Here is a 15,252-nt window from a genome sequence, read left to right as displayed (position 1 = left end):
CATCCCTTGTCCCTGCTCAAGTCCGTCGACACCAACCCCGCCTTCCAGCCGCGTGAATCCAAGGCGTTGCCCGAGCGGCTGATCGCCGGCGATCCCGCCTTCAAGACCTGGGCGCAGGACGTCGCCAAGGGCGACCTCGTCCATACCGGCGTCTGGGAGGCCACACCGGGCGCGACGCGCTCGATCAAGGGCGAGACCTTCGAGTTCTGCCATATCCTCTCCGGCGTGGTCGAAATCACCCCCGACGCCGGCGAGACCGTGACCTACCGAGCCGGCGACAGTTTCGTCATGAAGCCCGGTTTCACCGGCGTCTGGAAGACTATCGAAACGGTGCGCAAGATCTACGTGACCGTCGGATAGCGAGGCACATCCTCGCGCGGAAGATTTTGCCGTCTCTCACGCCTGGCTCGCAACATTCGTCGGTAGCGGAACGCCGAACAGCGCATGCTGCGTGCCGCCACGCACTAGACTCAGGCCGATGCCGCAGAGTGGTTGTCGATGAGCCTGAGCTTCGATCCCGATACAATTCCTCTCCCCGTCGGCCATTTCATTGGCGGGCAACTGATCCCGGCCGAGGGCGGGATCGAGATGCGCCGCCCCTCGGACGGCAAAGCCTATGCTGCTTGTCCCGTGGCCGGCGCGGACATGGTGGACCGTGCGGTCGAGAGCGCCAAGGCGGCGCTGGAAACCAGCAATTGGGGCGGCGTCCGTCCGCGCGAGCGAACCAGGGCGCTGCAGGCCTGGGCCGACCTGATCGAGGCGGAAGCCGAAACGCTGGCCAGGATCGAGGCGCTGAGCTCGACCCGGCCCGTCGGCCAGCTCGTCGCCGGCGACATCGCCGTGACCGCTGAGCAGATCCGCTTCTTTGCCGAGTTCGCCGACAAGGAAGGCAGCGAGCTCGCGCCGACCGACGACGCCAGCCTCGGCATGATCATGAGCGAGCCCTATGGCGTGGTCGGCGCCATCACGCCCTGGAATTTTCCGATCTCGATGGCCGGCTGGAAACTCGGCCCGGCGCTGGCCGCGGGCAACGCGGTGGTGCTGAAACCTTCCGAGATGACGCCGTTCTCGGCGGTCTATCTGGCGCTGCTCGCTGTCAGGGCGGGCCTGCCGGCCGGGCTGATCAACGTGGTGCTAGGCGACGGTCCGACGACCGGCACGGCGCTGACCGGCCATCCCGAAATCGCCAAGGTCAGCTTCACCGGCTCGACTCGCGCCGGTTCGGCGATCATGGAGAATGTCGCCCGCACCGGCGTCAAGCCGATGACGCTCGAGCTTGGCGGCAAGAGCCCGCAGCTCGTCTTTGCCGACGCCGATCTCGACAAGGCCGCGGCGGCGATCGCCGGCAGCGTCATCTTCAATGCCGGCCAGGCCTGCGTGGCCGGCACGCGCCTGATCGTCGAGAAGAGTGTCGCCGATAGGCTGACGACGGCCATCGTGGAGCGGATGAAGGCGGCGCGGCCCGGCCCGACCTGGGACGAGACAACGCAGTATTCGCCGATCATTTCGGAGCGGCAGCGGGCGCGTGTCGACGGCATCGTGCGGGCCGCCATCGCAACCGGCGGCGAGTGCATGACCGGCGGCAGGGCCATGGACGATCCCGGCTATTTCTACGCGCCGACGCTGATCGCCAATGTCGACCAGGCCAATCCGGCGATCGTCGAGGAGATCTTCGGCCCGGTCCTGACCGTCCAAACCTTCAAGACCGAGGAAGAGGCGCTGGCGCTGTCCAGCCATCCGACCTACGGGCTGGCCTCCGGTCTGTTCACGACCGACCTGTCCCGCACGATCCGTCTCGCGCGCAAGCTCGAAGCGGGCACCGTCTGGGTCAATCGCTACAGCCGATCGCGCGACCACATCCTGCCGACCGGCGGCTACAAGCGCTCGGGCATCGGCAAGGACCTCGGCCGCGAGGCCTATCTCGCCAATCGCAGGACCAAGAGCGTCCTGATCAGCCTCTAGAGAGATGCCGATGAAATCCTATTCGATCGCCCTGATCCCCGGTGACGGCATCGGCCGCGACGTAATCGCCGCTGCCTGGTCCGTGCTGGAGGCCGCGGCCAAACATGCGGGCTTTGCCCTGACGGCAACCGAGTTCCCCTGGTCCTGCAAATTCTACAAGGAGACCGGCCGCATGATGCCGGAAGACGGCATCGAGACTTTGCGCGGCTTCGACGCCATCCTGCTCGGCGCCATCGGCTGGCCGGCGGAAGTGCCGGACTCCGTTTCGCTGCATGGTCTTTTGCTGCCGATCCGCAAGGCGTTCGTGCAGTACGCAAACATCCGGCCGCACCGTCTGCTGCCGGGCGTGACGGGTCCGCTGCGGGCCGAGAGCTTCGATATCTTGTGCATTCGCGAGAACACCGAAGGCGAATATTCGGGCGCCGGCGGGCGCGTTCACCAGGGCACGCAGGACGAGGTCGCGGTGGAGACGTCGATCTTCACCCGCGCCGGCGTCGAGCGCATCCTGCGCTTCGGCTTCGAGCAGGCGCGGGCACGGCGCGGCAAGCTCGCCTCCGTCACCAAGTCCAACGCCCAGAAGTACTCGATGGTGTTCTGGGACGAGATCACGCGCAAGCTGGCGCCGGAGCATCCTGACGTCACCGTCACCAGCTACCATGTCGACGCGCTCGCCGCGCGCATGATCATGGCGCCCGACAGCCTCGACGTGGTCGTGGCCTCCAACCTGTTCGGCGACATCCTGACCGACATCGGCGCGGCGATCCAGGGCGGGCTGGGTTACGCCGCCTCGGCCAACATCAACCCCGACCGCTCGGCGCCGTCGATGTTCGAACCGGTGCACGGCTCCGCCCCGGACATCGCCCATCTCGGCATCGCCAATCCGATCGCTACAATATGGTCGGGCGCGATGATGCTCGAGCATCTCGGCGAAAAGGATGCGGCCGGCCGCATCATGAAAGCGGTCGAAGCGACAACCGGGCGCGGCATCGGAACCATCGCCGGCAAGGACAAAACAGACGCCATCACAGCCGCCGTCGTCGCGGCGCTCAGTTGAATGCAAGGTCGTTTCCGATGAAAAACCTGAAGGACAAAAGCCTCTTGCGCGAAGCCGGCCTGATCGGCGGCGAATGGGTCGCTGCCGGCTCCGGCAAAACCGTCGACGTCATCGATCCGGCGACGCAGGCCGCGATCGGCACGGTGCCCGACATGGCCGGGGCAGAGACCCGCGCGGCCATCGAAGCGGCAGCCTCCGCCTATCGGGACTGGAGGAAGAAGACCAATGCCGAGCGCGCGGCGCTCCTGGAAACCTGGCATGGCCTGATGCTTGCGCATCTGGACGATCTGGCGCTGATCCTGACCACGGAACAGGGCAAGCCGCTGGACGAGGCCAAGGGCGAGATCCGCTACGGCGCCTCCTTCGTCAAATGGTTCGCCGAGGAGGCGCGCCGCATCAACGGCCACACCATCCCCTCGCCGACCCCGGACCGACGCATCATCGTGCTGAAGGAGCCGGTCGGCGTGTGCGGCATCATCACGCCGTGGAATTTTCCGAACGCGATGATCACCCGCAAGGTCGCGCCGGCGCTGGCCGCCGGCTGCACGGTGGTGATCAAGCCGTCGGAGTTCACGCCCTATTCGGCGCTGGCGCTCGGCGCGCTCGCCGAACGTGCGGGCATCCCCGCCGGCGTCATCAACATCGTCACCGGCATGCCGACCGGGATCGGCAACGAGATCATGGCCAACGAGACGGTGCGCAAGATCTCCTTCACCGGCTCGACGCGGGTCGGCTCGCTGCTGATGCGCGGCGCCGCCGACAGCGTGAAGCGGCTCAGCCTCGAACTCGGCGGCAACGCCCCCTTCATCGTCTTCGACGACGCCGATCTCGATCTCGCCGTCGAGGGCGCCCTCGTCTCGAAATTCCGCAATGGCGGCCAGACCTGTGTGTGCGCCAACCGCATCCTCGTCCAGGCCGGTGTCTACGATGTCTTCGCCGCGAAGCTCACGGCCCGCGTCAACGCAATGACGGTGGGGCCCGGCACGCAGCCCGGCGTCGCTATCGGGCCGATGATCAACAGGGCGGCGGTCGAGAAGATCAACCGCCATGTCGAGGACGCGCTCGCCAGGGGTGCTGCGATCGCCACCGAGAAACCGGTATTGCCGGAGGGCCCGCAATATGTCGCGCCGCTGGTGCTGACGGGCGCCACGGCAGAGATGCAGCTCGCCGGCGAGGAAACGTTTGGTCCGGTCGCGCCGCTTTTCCGCTTCGAGACCGAAGAGGAAGCGATCGCGCTGGCCAACGGCACGCCTTACGGGCTTGCCTCCTACTTCTACACCGAGAATTTGAAACGCGCCTGGCGCGTCGGCGAGGCGCTGGAGTTCGGCATGGTGGGCTTGAACACCGGCTCGGTGTCGATGGAGGTGGCCCCCTTTGGCGGCGTCAAGCAGTCCGGCCTCGGACGCGAAGGCGCGCAGGCCGGCATCGAGGAATATCTCGAGATGAAGAGCTTTCACATGGGCGGGCTCGGCTGAAACCCAGCCGCTGAATCGGAGGTCACTGAATCCGGTCGAGCGCCTTGTAGTAGAGGCCGACCATCGGCAGGAACCACGGCTTGCCCGAGTAGCCTGGGATGGAAGGCCACTCGAGCCCCTTCAGCGGATTGCGGTCCTCGCGGCCGAGCATGGCATCGGCCAGGATCATGCCGAGTTGGGTGGAAAGCTGCGCGCCATGGCCGGAATAGCCCATCGCGTACCAGACCCCGTCATGATAGCCGGCGCGCGGGAAGCGGTCCTTGGTCATGTCGACCAGCCCGCCCCAACAATAGTCGATCTCGACTCTGGCGAGCTGCGGAAAAATCGCCGCGAGGCTTGCCCGCAATATCTGGCCGCTCCTGGCATCCGAGCGCTGGTCCGATGTCGCCGAGAAGCGGGCGCGGCCGCCGAAGATCAGACGCTTGTCGGGTGCGAGCCGGAAGTAGTTGCCGATGTTCATCGAGGTCACGCATGTCCGATTGGCCGGCATGGTGGCAGCGATCTCGGCGTCGCTCAGCGGCCGCGTGGCGATGATGAAGCTGCCGACCGAGATGAGCCTGCGACGGAAGTAGCTGAAATTCGGGGTCGTGTAGGCACCCGTCGCCACCAGCACGTTATCTGCGCTGACGCGGCCGCGCGAGGTGGTCAGCTCATGTCTGGTGCCGGCTTGTTTGCGGTCGGTCACCCGGGTGTTCTCGTGGATGACGGCGCCGTGGCGGGTGGCGGCCGTGGCGAGGCCCGCCACATAGCGACCCATATGCATCATGGCGCTCTTCTTCGACAGCATGGCGCCATGGAAGGACGATCCGATCTCGGATTTGAGATCGGCCGCCGAGAGCAGCGCCGTGTCTGGATCGACCTCGGCATGGACGGCTTCGAAGTTGCGCGCGATGGCTTCGAAATGCTGCGGCTTGGAGGCGAGCTTGAGCTTGCCGGCACGGCGGAAATTGCAGTCGATGCCTTCTTCGGCGACCAGCGCCTCGATGGTGTCGACGGAGTCGTCCAGCGCCCGATAAAGCGCGATCGCCCGTTCCTTGCCGAGTTCCGCCTTGGCCGCAAGGTAGCTGTGGGCGAGGCCGTTGTTCAGATGCCCGCCGTTGCGCCCGGACGCGCCCCACCCGACCCGCTCCGCTTCCAGCACCGCCACCTTGGCGCCGGCCTTCGCCAATTGGCGCGCGGCGGCGAGACCGGTGAAGCCGCCGCCGACGATGGCTGCGTCGTAGTGCCCTTCGACGGGGCCTTGCGCTCCGCCGGAAAAGACCGGGGCGGTGTCGTGCCAGTAGGAGACCAGCTTCATCGGCAATCCGCCTGTTTCAGAGACCAACCACGCCCGGGAGACCGGAAATATTGGCGATCTCGGTGTAGCCGTAATAGGGGTTGGCCGGCTCGTGGGCGCGGTTGACCCAGACCTTGTTCTTGATGCCGAGGTCATGCGCGGACATCAGGTCGTAGCGGAACGAAGACGAGCAGTGAAGGATGTCTTCCGGGCCGCAGCCCAGCATGTCGAGCATATACTCAAAGGCTTTGAAGCGCGGCTTGTAGGCCTGTGCCTGCTCGGCCGTGTAGACAGCATGGAATGGCGCGCCGAGCTTCTCGACATTGGACATGATCTGCGCGTTCATGGCGTTGGAGAGGATCACCAGCGGAATTTCCTTGGCGACCTTGGCAAGGCCTGCCGGAACGTCGGCATGCGGTCCCCAGGTCGGGACACGTTCATAGACCATTTTGGCGTCGTCGGGACTGAAGACGACGGCGTTGCGCTTGCAAGCGCGCTCCAGCGCGTTGTGGATGACGTCGGCATAGGGCTTCCAGTCGCCCAGGATCTCGTCCAGCCGATAGGCAGCGAAGTTCTTGATGAACTCCTGCATGCGCGGTTCGTCGAGCCGGCTGCCATAGAGGTCGCGAGCCGCTTCCGCCATCTGGAAATTGGTCAACGTGCCATAGCAGTCGAAGGTGATGTATTTGGGCCTGAAGGAAGCCATGTCCGTCGATCTCCGGTGGAAGCGCACCCGCTCTGGGATTTACGTCATCATATGCGGGCAGGCGGCGAGCCACTTGACCGAATTCGGCTCTCCGAAAGCAGAAAGTTCCGTATCACACGTCCGCTTTGGCACGCTGTAGCATCCTGCCCGTCGAGAAGAGGCCATTGCGCGACTATGAAGCGACCGCCGAGGACGCTGCCAGCAGAAGATGCGGCGCACGCCCCGCGCAAAGGCGAAAGATATCGTAGAGACCGAAACCTTCAGACGATCTGCGGCGCGTCGATGACCGAGACTTGGCAGTAGACGGAAGGATGCCTCATGCAGCAGGGCGAGATCGAACTCCGGGACTTCGGGCCGGACCATATCGAGGGCGCGGTGGCGCTTTCCCGCCAGGAGAACTGGCCGCATCGCCGCCAGGACTGGCAGATGGCGCTGCAGCTTTCGAGCGGCGCGGTCGCGCTCGACGACCAGGGCCGCGTCGCCGGAACCATCCTGGTGACGCCCTATGGCGCGGACTGCGCCATGATCAACATGGTGATCGTCGACCGGAACGTGCGCGGCAAGGGACTCGGGCGCCGGCTGATGGAACAGGCGTTGGCCCTTGCGGAGGATCGCCCGCTGCGGCTTGTCGCTACCGCCGACGGCATGCCGCTCTATGAGAAACTCGGCTTCGCGCCTTCCGGCACGATTCTGCAGCATCAGGGCAACGTCGCCCCACTTGACGCGCTCGACGGCGTGGAAGCGGCAAGCGCCGATGACCTGCCAGAAATCAAGGTGCTGGACCGCGACGCCTATGGCGCGAACCGCGAAACCCTGATCGATGCGCTGGCCGAGCGCGGCCAGTTCGCCGTCATCCGCCGCAACGGCGCCATCGAGGCCTATGCAGCGATCCGCCCGTTCGGACGCGGCGAGGTGATCGGCCCGGTTATCGCGGGCAGCGCAGAGGAGGCCAAAGCACTGATCGGCTTCTTCGCCGCGTCGCGGCCCGGCGCCTTCCTCCGCGTCGATACCGACAGCAGGACGGGCATCGCCGGCTGGCTCACGGAAATCGGCCTTGCCCATGTCGGCGGCGGCGTGGCCATGGACCGCCCATCCAGGACGGACGCGGCACAGGCCCGGCCAAAAGTTTACGCCCTCGCCAACCAGGCGCTCGGCTAGTCACGAGGACAAAAATGCTCGCCAACTCCCTGATCGAACTCGACCGCGCCCATCTCATCCATCCGGTCTCCTCCTATCGCGGCCATGAGGCGCTCGGCGTGCGCGTCTTAAAGTCGGCGAAGGGCGCGACGGTAACCGATGCGTCCGGCAAGCAGCTCGTCGACGGTTTCGCCGGGCTGTGGTGCGTCAATGCCGGCTATGGTCATGACAGCATCGTCGAGGCGGCGGCCAGGCAGATGCGCGAGCTTCCCTACGCCACGGCCTATTTCGATCTCGGCTCGGAGCCGGCCATCCGGCTCGCCTCGGAACTGGCTGACCGCGCACCGGGCGACCTCAACCACGTCTATTTCACCCTCGGCGGATCGGACGCGGTCGACAGCACGATCCGCTTCGTCCGCTACTACTGGAACGCCAAGGGCGAGCCGCAGCGTGACCAGTTCATTTCGATCGAGCAAGGCTATCACGGGTCGTCGGTGGTCGGCGCCGGCCTGACGGCCCTGCCCGCTTTTCACGCCGGCTTCGGCATCCCCTTCGAGTGGCAGCACAAGATCCCGTCGCCCTATCCCTATCGCAACCCGGTCGGCGAGGACGGCGACGCGATCATCGCCGCATCGCTCGCCGCGCTGAAGGCGAAGATCGAGGCGATCGGGCCGGAGCGGGTCGCCGCCTTCTACGCCGAGCCGATCCAAGGCTCGGGCGGCGTCATCGTGCCGCCAAAGGGCTGGATCAAGGCGATCCGCGAGCTCTGCAAGGAATACGGCATCCTGTTCATCGCCGACGAGGTGATCACCGGCTTCGGCCGCACGGGACCGCTGTTCGCCTGCACGGAGGAGGACATCGTTCCCGATTTCATGACGACCGCGAAAGGCCTGACCTCGGGCTATGTGCCGATGGGCGCCGTCTTCATGGCCGACCATGTCTACCAGGTCATCGCCGACGGCGCGGGCAACGCGGCGGTCGGCCACGGCTACACCTATTCCGCCCATCCCGTCAGCGCCGCCGTCGCGCTCGAAGTGCTGAAGCTCTATGAGAACGGCCTTCTGGAGAACGGCATCAAGGCCGGCGCCCGCCTGATGGCAGGCTTGGAAGGTCTGAGGGACCATCCGCTCGTCGGCGACGTGCGCGGTCGCGGCATGCTTGCCGCGGTCGAGCTGGTGACCGACAAGCGGAAGAAGACGCCGCTTCCCGCCTCGGCGATGCCGGCGCGGCGGGTCTTCGACCGGGCCTGGGACAACGGCCTCATCATCCGCGCCTTTGCCAATGGCGTTCTCGGCTACGCGCCGCCACTCTGCTGCACCGATGGCGATATCGATGCGATCATCGAGCGCACGCGCCTCACGCTCGACCAGACGCTGGACGATCCGGATGTGCGCAAGGCGCTGGCATGAATAGCAGCGGATTTTTAGCATCTCGAAATATCGCCGGGGCGGACGATTTCGCAATTTTGTGCCGCTGCCCCGCGCCTTTTCGGCGAATCCAGCGCGGGGGAAGTGCCAGACTACCGTTAAGACAAGGCCACAGAGCCCGGAGTTGCCGGACTTTGAAAAGGCCGACGCCCCGGACAGCACGGAATTTTGTGCTGTTCAGCACGGTTCGGCCATAGAGGAGAGCTAGTTCTTGGCCAAGGCCTTCAGCCAATTCAAATACATGACCTTCGATGTGGTCGGCACGCTGATCGACTTCGAAGGCGGCATCACGGCCTGCCTGGCCGGCATTGCCGCCGAGGCCGGCGTGGCCATCGACGGAGAGGAAGCGCTGGCGCTCTATCGGCAGGCCCGTTACATGCCTGGCGTGGGGTTGTTCCCCGATGATCTCGTGCGCGTCTATACGGTCATTGCGCCGCGGCTCGGCCTGCCGGCCGAGGAGAAATACGGCGTCCGCCTGCGGGATTCCGCGAGCGTCTGGAAAGGCTTCCCCGACAGCGCGGCGGCACTGGCCGACCTTGCCAGGTCGCACAAGCTGATCGCCATGACCAACGCACGGCGCTGGGCGCTCGACCATTTCGAGAAGCAGCTCGGATCGCCCTTCTTCGCCACCTTCACCGCCGACGATACCGGCACGGAGAAACCGGACCCCGCCTTCTTCCAGAAGGTCTTCGATTTCGTGGCGTCGCGCGGCGACGGCAAGGACGACGTCCTGCATGTCGCGCAAAGCCAGTACCACGACATCGGCATCTCCCGGGCGCTCGGCATGACCAATTGCTGGATCGAGCGCCGGCACGCCCAGAAGGGCTATGGCGGCACGATCGAGCCCGAGCGCTTCACCGTGCCGGACTATCACTTCACCTCGATGGCCGCCCTCGCGACGGCCGTGCGCGAAAGCCTGAAGGAGCAAACCTGAACCGAAGCCCGGAAAGCCGCAGCAAGACGAGCATACCGACCAAACCAACAGAAAGGGGAATGAACATGACCGACAAAATCACCAACTGGACCAGCGCCGACGATGCCATGGTCGAAAACGCCATCCGGCGGGGCGCAAGCCGCCGCGAGCTGCTCAAGATGCTGCTGGCCGGCGGCGCCGCAATTGCCGCAGGCAGCGTGGTGCTCGGCCGCGCGACCCAGGCCGTCGCCGCCACGCCGGTTTCCGGTGGGAACTTCAAGGCGGCCGGCTGGTCGTCCTCGACCGCCGATACGCTCGACCCGGCGAAGGCGTCGCTCTCCACGGACTATGTCCGCTGCTGCTCGCTCTACAACCGCCTGACCTTCCTCGACAAGGACGGCAAGACGCAGATGGAGCTGGCTGAAAGCTTCGACAGCAAGGACGCCAAGACCTGGACCGTGAAGCTGCGCAAGGGCGTAACCTTCCACGACGGCAAGGACCTCACGGCCGACGACGTCGTCTTCTCGCTCAAGCGCCATCTCGACAAGGCAGTGGGCTCCAAGGTCGCCAAGATCGCCGCGCAGATGACCGGCTTCAAGGCGGTCGACAAGTCGACCGTGGAAATCACACTCGCCGATCCGAATGCCGACCTGCCGACCATCCTGGCGCTGCATCACTTCATGATCGTCCAGGACGGCACGACTGATTTCTCCAAGGGCAACGGCACCGGCGCCTTCGTGCTGCAGACGTTCGAACCGGGCGTGCGTTCGGTGGTCACCAAGAACAAGAACTACTGGAAGTCGGGCAAGCCCTATCTCGACTCCTTCGAGTTCATCGCCATCACCGACGACAGCGCCCGCGTCAACGCGCTGATTTCCGGCGACATCAATTTTGCCGCCTCGATCAATCCGCGCTCGATGAAGCTGCTGGAGAGCCAGCAGGGCTTCGAACTGTCGAAGACGACCTCGGGCAACTATACGGACCTCAACATCCGGCTCGACATGGATCCGGGCAAGAAGGCCGATTTCGTGGCCGGCATGAAGTACCTCGTCAACCGCGAGCAGATCGTCAAATCGGCATTGCGCGGCCTCGGCGAAATCGGCAACGACCAGCCCGTCTCGCCGGCCAACATCTTCCACAATGCCGACCTCAAGCCGAAGGCCTTCGACCCGGATAAGGCCAAGTTCCACTTCCAGAAGGCGGGCCTGCTTGGCCAGTCCATCCCGGTGATCGCCTCGGACGCCGCGACTTCGTCGATCGACATGGCGGTGATCATCCAGGCGGCCGGCGCCGACATCGGCATGAAGCTCGACGTGCAGCGCGTGCCGTCCGACGGCTATTGGGACAATTACTGGCTCAAGGCGCCGATCCATTTCGGCAACATCAACCCGCGCCCGACGCCGGACATCCTGTTCTCGCTGCTTTACGCTTCCAACGCGCCGTGGAACGAAAGCCAGTACAAGTCCGAGAAGTTCGACAAGATGCTCGTCGAAGCGCGCGGCTCGCTCGATCAGGCCAAGCGCAAGGAAATCTACGGCCATATGCAGACCATGGTTTCCGAAGAGGCCGGCACCATCATCCCGGCTTATATTTCCAACGTCGATGCCCTCTCCAGCAAGGTGAAGGGTTTGGAAGCGAACCCGCTCGGTGGCATGATGGGCTACGCAATGGCGGAATATCTCTGGCTCGAAGCCTGAGAAGCGCCTGCCGGGGCCGGTCGGCCGGCCCCGGCACTGCATTGCGCAAGATTTGTCTGGCCGAACGCAACCGCAGGGAGCTTCCATGAAGTCTGGGGTTCTAAACCTCGTGGTGAAGCGGCTGGGGATCGCGGTCGTCACCCTTCTGATCGTTTTGTTCGCGGTGTTTTTCGCCACCAGCATGCTGCCTGGCGACACGGCGTCGATCCTGCTTGGACAGGCGGCGACCCCCGAGGCGGTCGCCGGCCTGCGCGAGGCCATGCATCTCAACGATCCGGCGATCCTGCGCTTCCTGCGCTGGCTTTTCGGACTGCTGCACGGCGACCTCGGCACCTCCTATGCCAATGACATGCCGGTCGCGGCGCTGATCGGCGGGCGGCTGCTCAACACGATGAAGCTCGCCGGCATAACCACGCTCATCTCCGTGCCGCTGGCGCTGACGCTCGGCATCACCGCCGCGATGCTGCGCGGCTCGCTCTACGACCGCGCCGTCACCGTGCTTTCCATCGGCGTCATCTCCGTTCCAGAGTTCATGGTCGCGACGCTCGCGGTCCTGCTCTTCGCCGTCTATCTTAGATGGCTGCCGGCGCTGTCCTCGGTCAACGAGGCGCATTCGCTGACCGACCTGGTGCGCATCTACGCCATGCCGGTGATCACGCTTACCTTCGTCATCTCCGCCCAGATGATCCGCATGACCCGCGCCGCGGTGATCGAAACGCTGTCCACGCCCTATGTCGAGATGGCGCTTCTCAAAGGCGCCTCGCGCAGCCGCATGGTGCTCAGGCACGCGCTGCCCAACGCCCTCGGGCCGATCGTGAACGCAGTGGCGCTGTCGTTGTCCTATCTGGTCGGCGGCGTCATCATCGTCGAGACGATCTTCAACTATCCCGGCATCGCCAAGCTGATGGTCGATGCGGTCGCGACCCGCGACCTGCCGCTGATCCAGAGCTGCGCGATGATCTTCTGCCTCGGATATCTCCTGCTCATCACGGCCGCCGATATCGTCGCCATCATGTCCAACCCGAGGCTGAGATAACGATGGCGCGCGCAGCAGCCTCCCGACGGTCCTTCCTGGGCCACAGCTACAACCTCGTCGGCGTCGTGGCTTCGCTGGTCATCCTGGCGTGGACGCTGGTCGCGATCTTCGCGCCTTACATCATTCCCCATTCGATCGGCGACATCGTCGACGACGACTATTTCGGCCCGATGCGCCAGGGCCTATGGCTCGGCTCGGACTATCTGGGGCGCGATATGCTCTCGCGGGTCCTGATGGGCGCGCGCTATACGGTCGGCATATCGCTCGCCGCCGTGTCCATTGCGTGCTTCTCGGGTGTCGTGCTCGGCATGCTCGCGGCCGTGACCGGCGGCTGGTTCGACACCTGCCTCAGCCGCTTCCTCGACGCGATGAACTCGATCCCGAGCAAGCTGTTCGGCCTCGTGGTCGTCGCCGCGGTCGGCTCGTCGATCCCGGTGCTGATCCTGACGCTCGCGGTGATTTACATCCCCGGCGCCTACCGCTTCGCCCGGGCGCTCGCGGTCAACATCAACACCATGGATTTCATGACCGTCGCCCGCGTCCGCGGCGAAAGCACGGCCTATCTCATCGGCTCCGAGATCCTGCCCAACATCATCCGCCCGGTGCTCGCCGATTTCGGCCTGCGCTTCGTCTTCATCGTGCTCTTGCTCTCAGGCCTGTCCTTCCTCGGCCTCGGCCTGCAGCCGCCCTTGGCCGACTGGGGCGCGCTGGTGCGCGAGAACATCGGCGGCCTGCCCTTCGCGGCCCCGGCGGTCGTCGTGCCCTCGCTTGCGATCGCCAGCCTCACCATCAGCGTCAACCTGCTGATCGACAACCTGCCGCAGAAGATCAGGGACCGCGACGCATGACCAATCTCGTCGAGGTCAGGAACCTGAAGATCGAAGCGACGACCGACGCCGGACGTGTCGTCGAGATCATCAGGGGCGTCAGCCTCGATATCCCCGACGGCGAGATCGTCGCGCTGATCGGCGAGAGCGGCTCCGGCAAGACGACGTTGGCGCTCTCGCTCATGGGACATGCGCGACCGGGCTGCCGGATCACCGGCGGCGAGATCAACGTCAATGGCATGGACATGGCGGCGCTCTCCGAGAAAGAACGGGCGAAGCTGCGCGGCACCGACATTGCCTATGTTCCGCAAAGTGCGGCTGCCTCCTTCAATCCCGCATCCACGATCATGGAGCAGGTGATCGAGGTCACGCGCATCCACAGGCTGATGCCGCCCGCGCAGGCACGCAAGCGCGCGGTCGAGCTGTTCAAGGCCTTGTCGCTGCCGGATCCGGATGGGATCGGCGCGCGCTATCCGCATCAGGTTTCGGGCGGACAATTGCAGCGGCTCGCGGCCGCCATGGCGCTCATCGGCGATCCCAAGCTGGTCATCTTCGACGAGCCGACGACGGCACTCGACGTCACCACGCAGATCGATGTTCTGAAGGCCTTCAAGTCGGTGATGCGCGCGGGCGGCATAGCGGGTGTCTATGTGTCCCACGACCTTGCGGTCGTCGCCCAGATCGCCGATCGCATCGTGGTGCTGAAGGGTGGCGAAGTGCAGGAGACCGGCACGACGGCCGAAATCCTTTCAGCCGCCAAGCAGCCCTATACGCGCGAGTTGCTGGCCGCCTTCGAACCGAAGCGGCGGCAGGCGCACGCCGGTGCGGAGGCTGCGGCCAACCAGCTGCTGCGCATCGACAATGTGACAGCCGGCTATGGTGCGATGCGGGACGACGGACTGCCGCTCATCCGCGCCGTCGATTCCGTCAGCCTGATCGTGGAAAAGGGGCGCAATCTCGGCGTCATTGGCGAATCCGGCTGTGGAAAGTCGACGCTGGCGCGGGTAATCGCCGGCATTCATCCGGCGGCGGCTGGCGACATCACGTTCGACGGCAAGCAATTGCAGCGCGCGGCGCGCAAACGCAGCCAGGACCAGCTGCGCGAGATGCAGATCGTGTTCCAGTACGCCGACACCGCGCTCAATCCGGCAAAGCCGGTGGAAGACATCATCGCGCGTCCGCTGGCCTTCTACCACGGCCTCGACAGGCAGGCGCGCTCCAAGCGCGTCGATGAGCTGCTCGACATGGTGCGCCTGCCGAAGGCGCTGCGCTACCGCCATCCCTCGGAGCTGTCGGGCGGCCAGAAGCAGCGCGTGAATTTTGCGCGCGCGCTGGCGGCCGACCCCAAGCTGATCATCTGCGACGAGATCACCTCGGCGCTCGACACGGTGGTGGCGTCCGCCGTGATCGAGCTGCTCAAGGAGCTGCAGCGCGAACTCGGGCTGTCCTACATCTTCATCAGCCACGACCTCTCCGTCGTCGAGGCCATCTGCGACGAGATCATGGTGATGTATGACGGCCAGCGGGTGGAGCAGATCACCCCCGACAAGGTCAAGGCGGCCACCCACCCCTATTCCAAGCTTCTGTTCTCCTCCGTGCCGAAGCTCGATCCGACCTGGCTGGACGGCCTCGTTCGCGATCCGGAGCTCGTCAGCCAGTACGGCCACCGCTGACTACATGGGGGACAGCCTGGAAGACTGAAGGGTGCGACAAGTTTTTCAACCACGATTGTGTCACCAGAT

Annotated in this window: 13 protein-coding genes; 11 read left to right on the top strand and 2 right to left on the bottom strand. The window is 65.2% G+C overall.

Annotation, left to right across the window (positions count from 1 at the left end; genetic code table 11):
• The first annotated feature begins 6 nt into the window (after positions 1 to 6).
• From DPM33_RS01230 to DPM33_RS01215, 4 genes are all read left to right on the top strand, one after another.
• The gene (locus DPM33_RS01230; protein WP_112095079.1) at positions 7 to 360 is read left to right on the top strand and encodes a cupin domain-containing protein; all 354 of its coding nucleotides are present in this window, start codon (positions 7 to 9) and stop codon (positions 358 to 360) included.
• Between the two features lie 138 nt (positions 361 to 498).
• Positions 499 to 1,962: an aldehyde dehydrogenase family protein gene (locus DPM33_RS01225; protein WP_112095078.1), complete on the top strand. Its 1,464-nt coding sequence runs from the start codon at positions 499 to 501 to the stop codon at positions 1,960 to 1,962.
• 10 nt (positions 1,963 to 1,972) lie between these two features.
• Positions 1,973 to 3,016 carry a tartrate dehydrogenase gene (locus DPM33_RS01220; RefSeq protein WP_112095867.1) on the top strand — a complete coding sequence of 348 codons (1,044 nt, stop codon included), beginning with the start codon at positions 1,973 to 1,975 and terminating at the stop codon, positions 3,014 to 3,016.
• A 17-nt stretch (positions 3,017 to 3,033) separates the two neighbouring features.
• Complete coding sequence (locus tag DPM33_RS01215) at positions 3,034 to 4,491, top strand: NAD-dependent succinate-semialdehyde dehydrogenase (RefSeq protein ID WP_112095077.1); 1,458 nt, start codon at positions 3,034 to 3,036, stop codon at positions 4,489 to 4,491.
• Positions 4,492 to 4,513: 22 nt separating this feature from the next.
• Here DPM33_RS01215 and DPM33_RS01210 read toward each other — a convergent pair whose 3' ends face one another.
• Both DPM33_RS01210 and DPM33_RS01205 read right to left on the bottom strand, forming a co-directional pair.
• Positions 4,514 to 5,788: an NAD(P)/FAD-dependent oxidoreductase gene (locus DPM33_RS01210; protein WP_112095076.1), complete on the bottom strand. Its 1,275-nt coding sequence runs from the start codon at positions 5,786 to 5,788 to the stop codon at positions 4,514 to 4,516.
• Positions 5,789 to 5,804: 16 nt separating this feature from the next.
• A complete protein-coding gene (locus DPM33_RS01205) occupies positions 5,805 to 6,473 on the bottom strand; it encodes a haloacid dehalogenase type II (protein ID WP_112095075.1) in 669 nt (222 codons plus the stop codon).
• Positions 6,474 to 6,791: 318 nt separating this feature from the next.
• On the opposite strand from DPM33_RS01205, the gene DPM33_RS01200 reads away from it, so the two are divergent.
• The 7 genes from DPM33_RS01200 to DPM33_RS01170 all read left to right on the top strand — a co-directional run bounded on the left by DPM33_RS01200 (position 6,792) and on the right by DPM33_RS01170 (position 15,183).
• Positions 6,792 to 7,631: a GNAT family N-acetyltransferase gene (locus DPM33_RS01200; protein WP_112095074.1), complete on the top strand. Its 840-nt coding sequence runs from the start codon at positions 6,792 to 6,794 to the stop codon at positions 7,629 to 7,631.
• A gap of 14 nt (positions 7,632 to 7,645) precedes the next feature.
• The gene (locus tag DPM33_RS01195) at positions 7,646 to 9,019 is read left to right on the top strand and encodes an aspartate aminotransferase family protein (protein ID WP_112095073.1); all 1,374 of its coding nucleotides are present in this window, start codon (positions 7,646 to 7,648) and stop codon (positions 9,017 to 9,019) included.
• Positions 9,020 to 9,278: 259 nt separating this feature from the next.
• Positions 9,279 to 9,971, top strand: coding sequence for an HAD-IA family hydrolase (locus DPM33_RS01190; RefSeq protein WP_425373468.1), 693 nt, complete (start codon positions 9,279 to 9,281; stop codon positions 9,969 to 9,971).
• 65 nt (positions 9,972 to 10,036) lie between these two features.
• Positions 10,037 to 11,647: an ABC transporter substrate-binding protein gene (locus DPM33_RS01185; protein ID WP_112095866.1), complete on the top strand. Its 1,611-nt coding sequence runs from the start codon at positions 10,037 to 10,039 to the stop codon at positions 11,645 to 11,647.
• An 85-nt stretch (positions 11,648 to 11,732) separates the two neighbouring features.
• The gene (locus tag DPM33_RS01180) at positions 11,733 to 12,683 is read left to right on the top strand and encodes an ABC transporter permease (RefSeq protein ID WP_112095071.1); all 951 of its coding nucleotides are present in this window, start codon (positions 11,733 to 11,735) and stop codon (positions 12,681 to 12,683) included.
• 2 nt (positions 12,684 to 12,685) lie between these two features.
• On the top strand, positions 12,686 to 13,531 hold the full coding sequence (locus DPM33_RS01175; RefSeq protein ID WP_167448902.1) for an ABC transporter permease: 846 nt from the start codon (positions 12,686 to 12,688) through the stop codon (positions 13,529 to 13,531).
• Complete coding sequence (locus tag DPM33_RS01170; protein ID WP_112095070.1) at positions 13,528 to 15,183, top strand: ABC transporter ATP-binding protein; 1,656 nt, start codon at positions 13,528 to 13,530, stop codon at positions 15,181 to 15,183. Before DPM33_RS01175 ends, DPM33_RS01170 begins: the two co-directional genes overlap by 4 nt.
• The last annotated feature ends 69 nt before the right edge of the window (positions 15,184 to 15,252 follow it).

The sequence above is a fragment of the Mesorhizobium hawassense genome (assembly GCF_003289945.1).
Taxonomy (GTDB): Bacteria; Pseudomonadota; Alphaproteobacteria; order Rhizobiales; family Rhizobiaceae; genus Mesorhizobium; species Mesorhizobium hawassense.
The sequence above is the reverse complement of the archived record's forward strand: the minus strand, read 5'-3'. Positions and strand labels throughout refer to the sequence as shown.

Excerpts from the sequence above, each read along its gene's own strand:
- DPM33_RS01225 (WP_112095078.1), top strand. The coding sequence starts at position 499 with ATGAGCCTGAGCTTCGATCCCGATACAATTCCTCTCCCCGTCGGCCAT.
- DPM33_RS01220 (WP_112095867.1), top strand. The coding sequence starts at position 1,973 with ATGAAATCCTATTCGATCGCCCTGATCCCCGGTGACGGCATCGGCCGC.
- DPM33_RS01215 (WP_112095077.1), top strand. The coding sequence starts at position 3,034 with ATGAAAAACCTGAAGGACAAAAGCCTCTTGCGCGAAGCCGGCCTGATC.
- DPM33_RS01210 (WP_112095076.1), bottom strand. The coding sequence starts at position 5,788 with ATGAAGCTGGTCTCCTACTGGCACGACACCGCCCCGGTCTTTTCCGGC.
- DPM33_RS01205 (WP_112095075.1), bottom strand. The coding sequence starts at position 6,473 with ATGGCTTCCTTCAGGCCCAAATACATCACCTTCGACTGCTATGGCACG.
- DPM33_RS01200 (WP_112095074.1), top strand. The coding sequence starts at position 6,792 with ATGCAGCAGGGCGAGATCGAACTCCGGGACTTCGGGCCGGACCATATC.
- DPM33_RS01195 (WP_112095073.1), top strand. The coding sequence starts at position 7,646 with ATGCTCGCCAACTCCCTGATCGAACTCGACCGCGCCCATCTCATCCAT.
- DPM33_RS01190 (WP_425373468.1), top strand. The coding sequence starts at position 9,279 with ATGACCTTCGATGTGGTCGGCACGCTGATCGACTTCGAAGGCGGCATC.
- DPM33_RS01185 (WP_112095866.1), top strand. The coding sequence starts at position 10,037 with ATGACCGACAAAATCACCAACTGGACCAGCGCCGACGATGCCATGGTC.
- DPM33_RS01180 (WP_112095071.1), top strand. The coding sequence starts at position 11,733 with ATGAAGTCTGGGGTTCTAAACCTCGTGGTGAAGCGGCTGGGGATCGCG.
- DPM33_RS01175 (WP_167448902.1), top strand. The coding sequence starts at position 12,686 with ATGGCGCGCGCAGCAGCCTCCCGACGGTCCTTCCTGGGCCACAGCTAC.
- DPM33_RS01170 (WP_112095070.1), top strand. The coding sequence starts at position 13,528 with ATGACCAATCTCGTCGAGGTCAGGAACCTGAAGATCGAAGCGACGACC.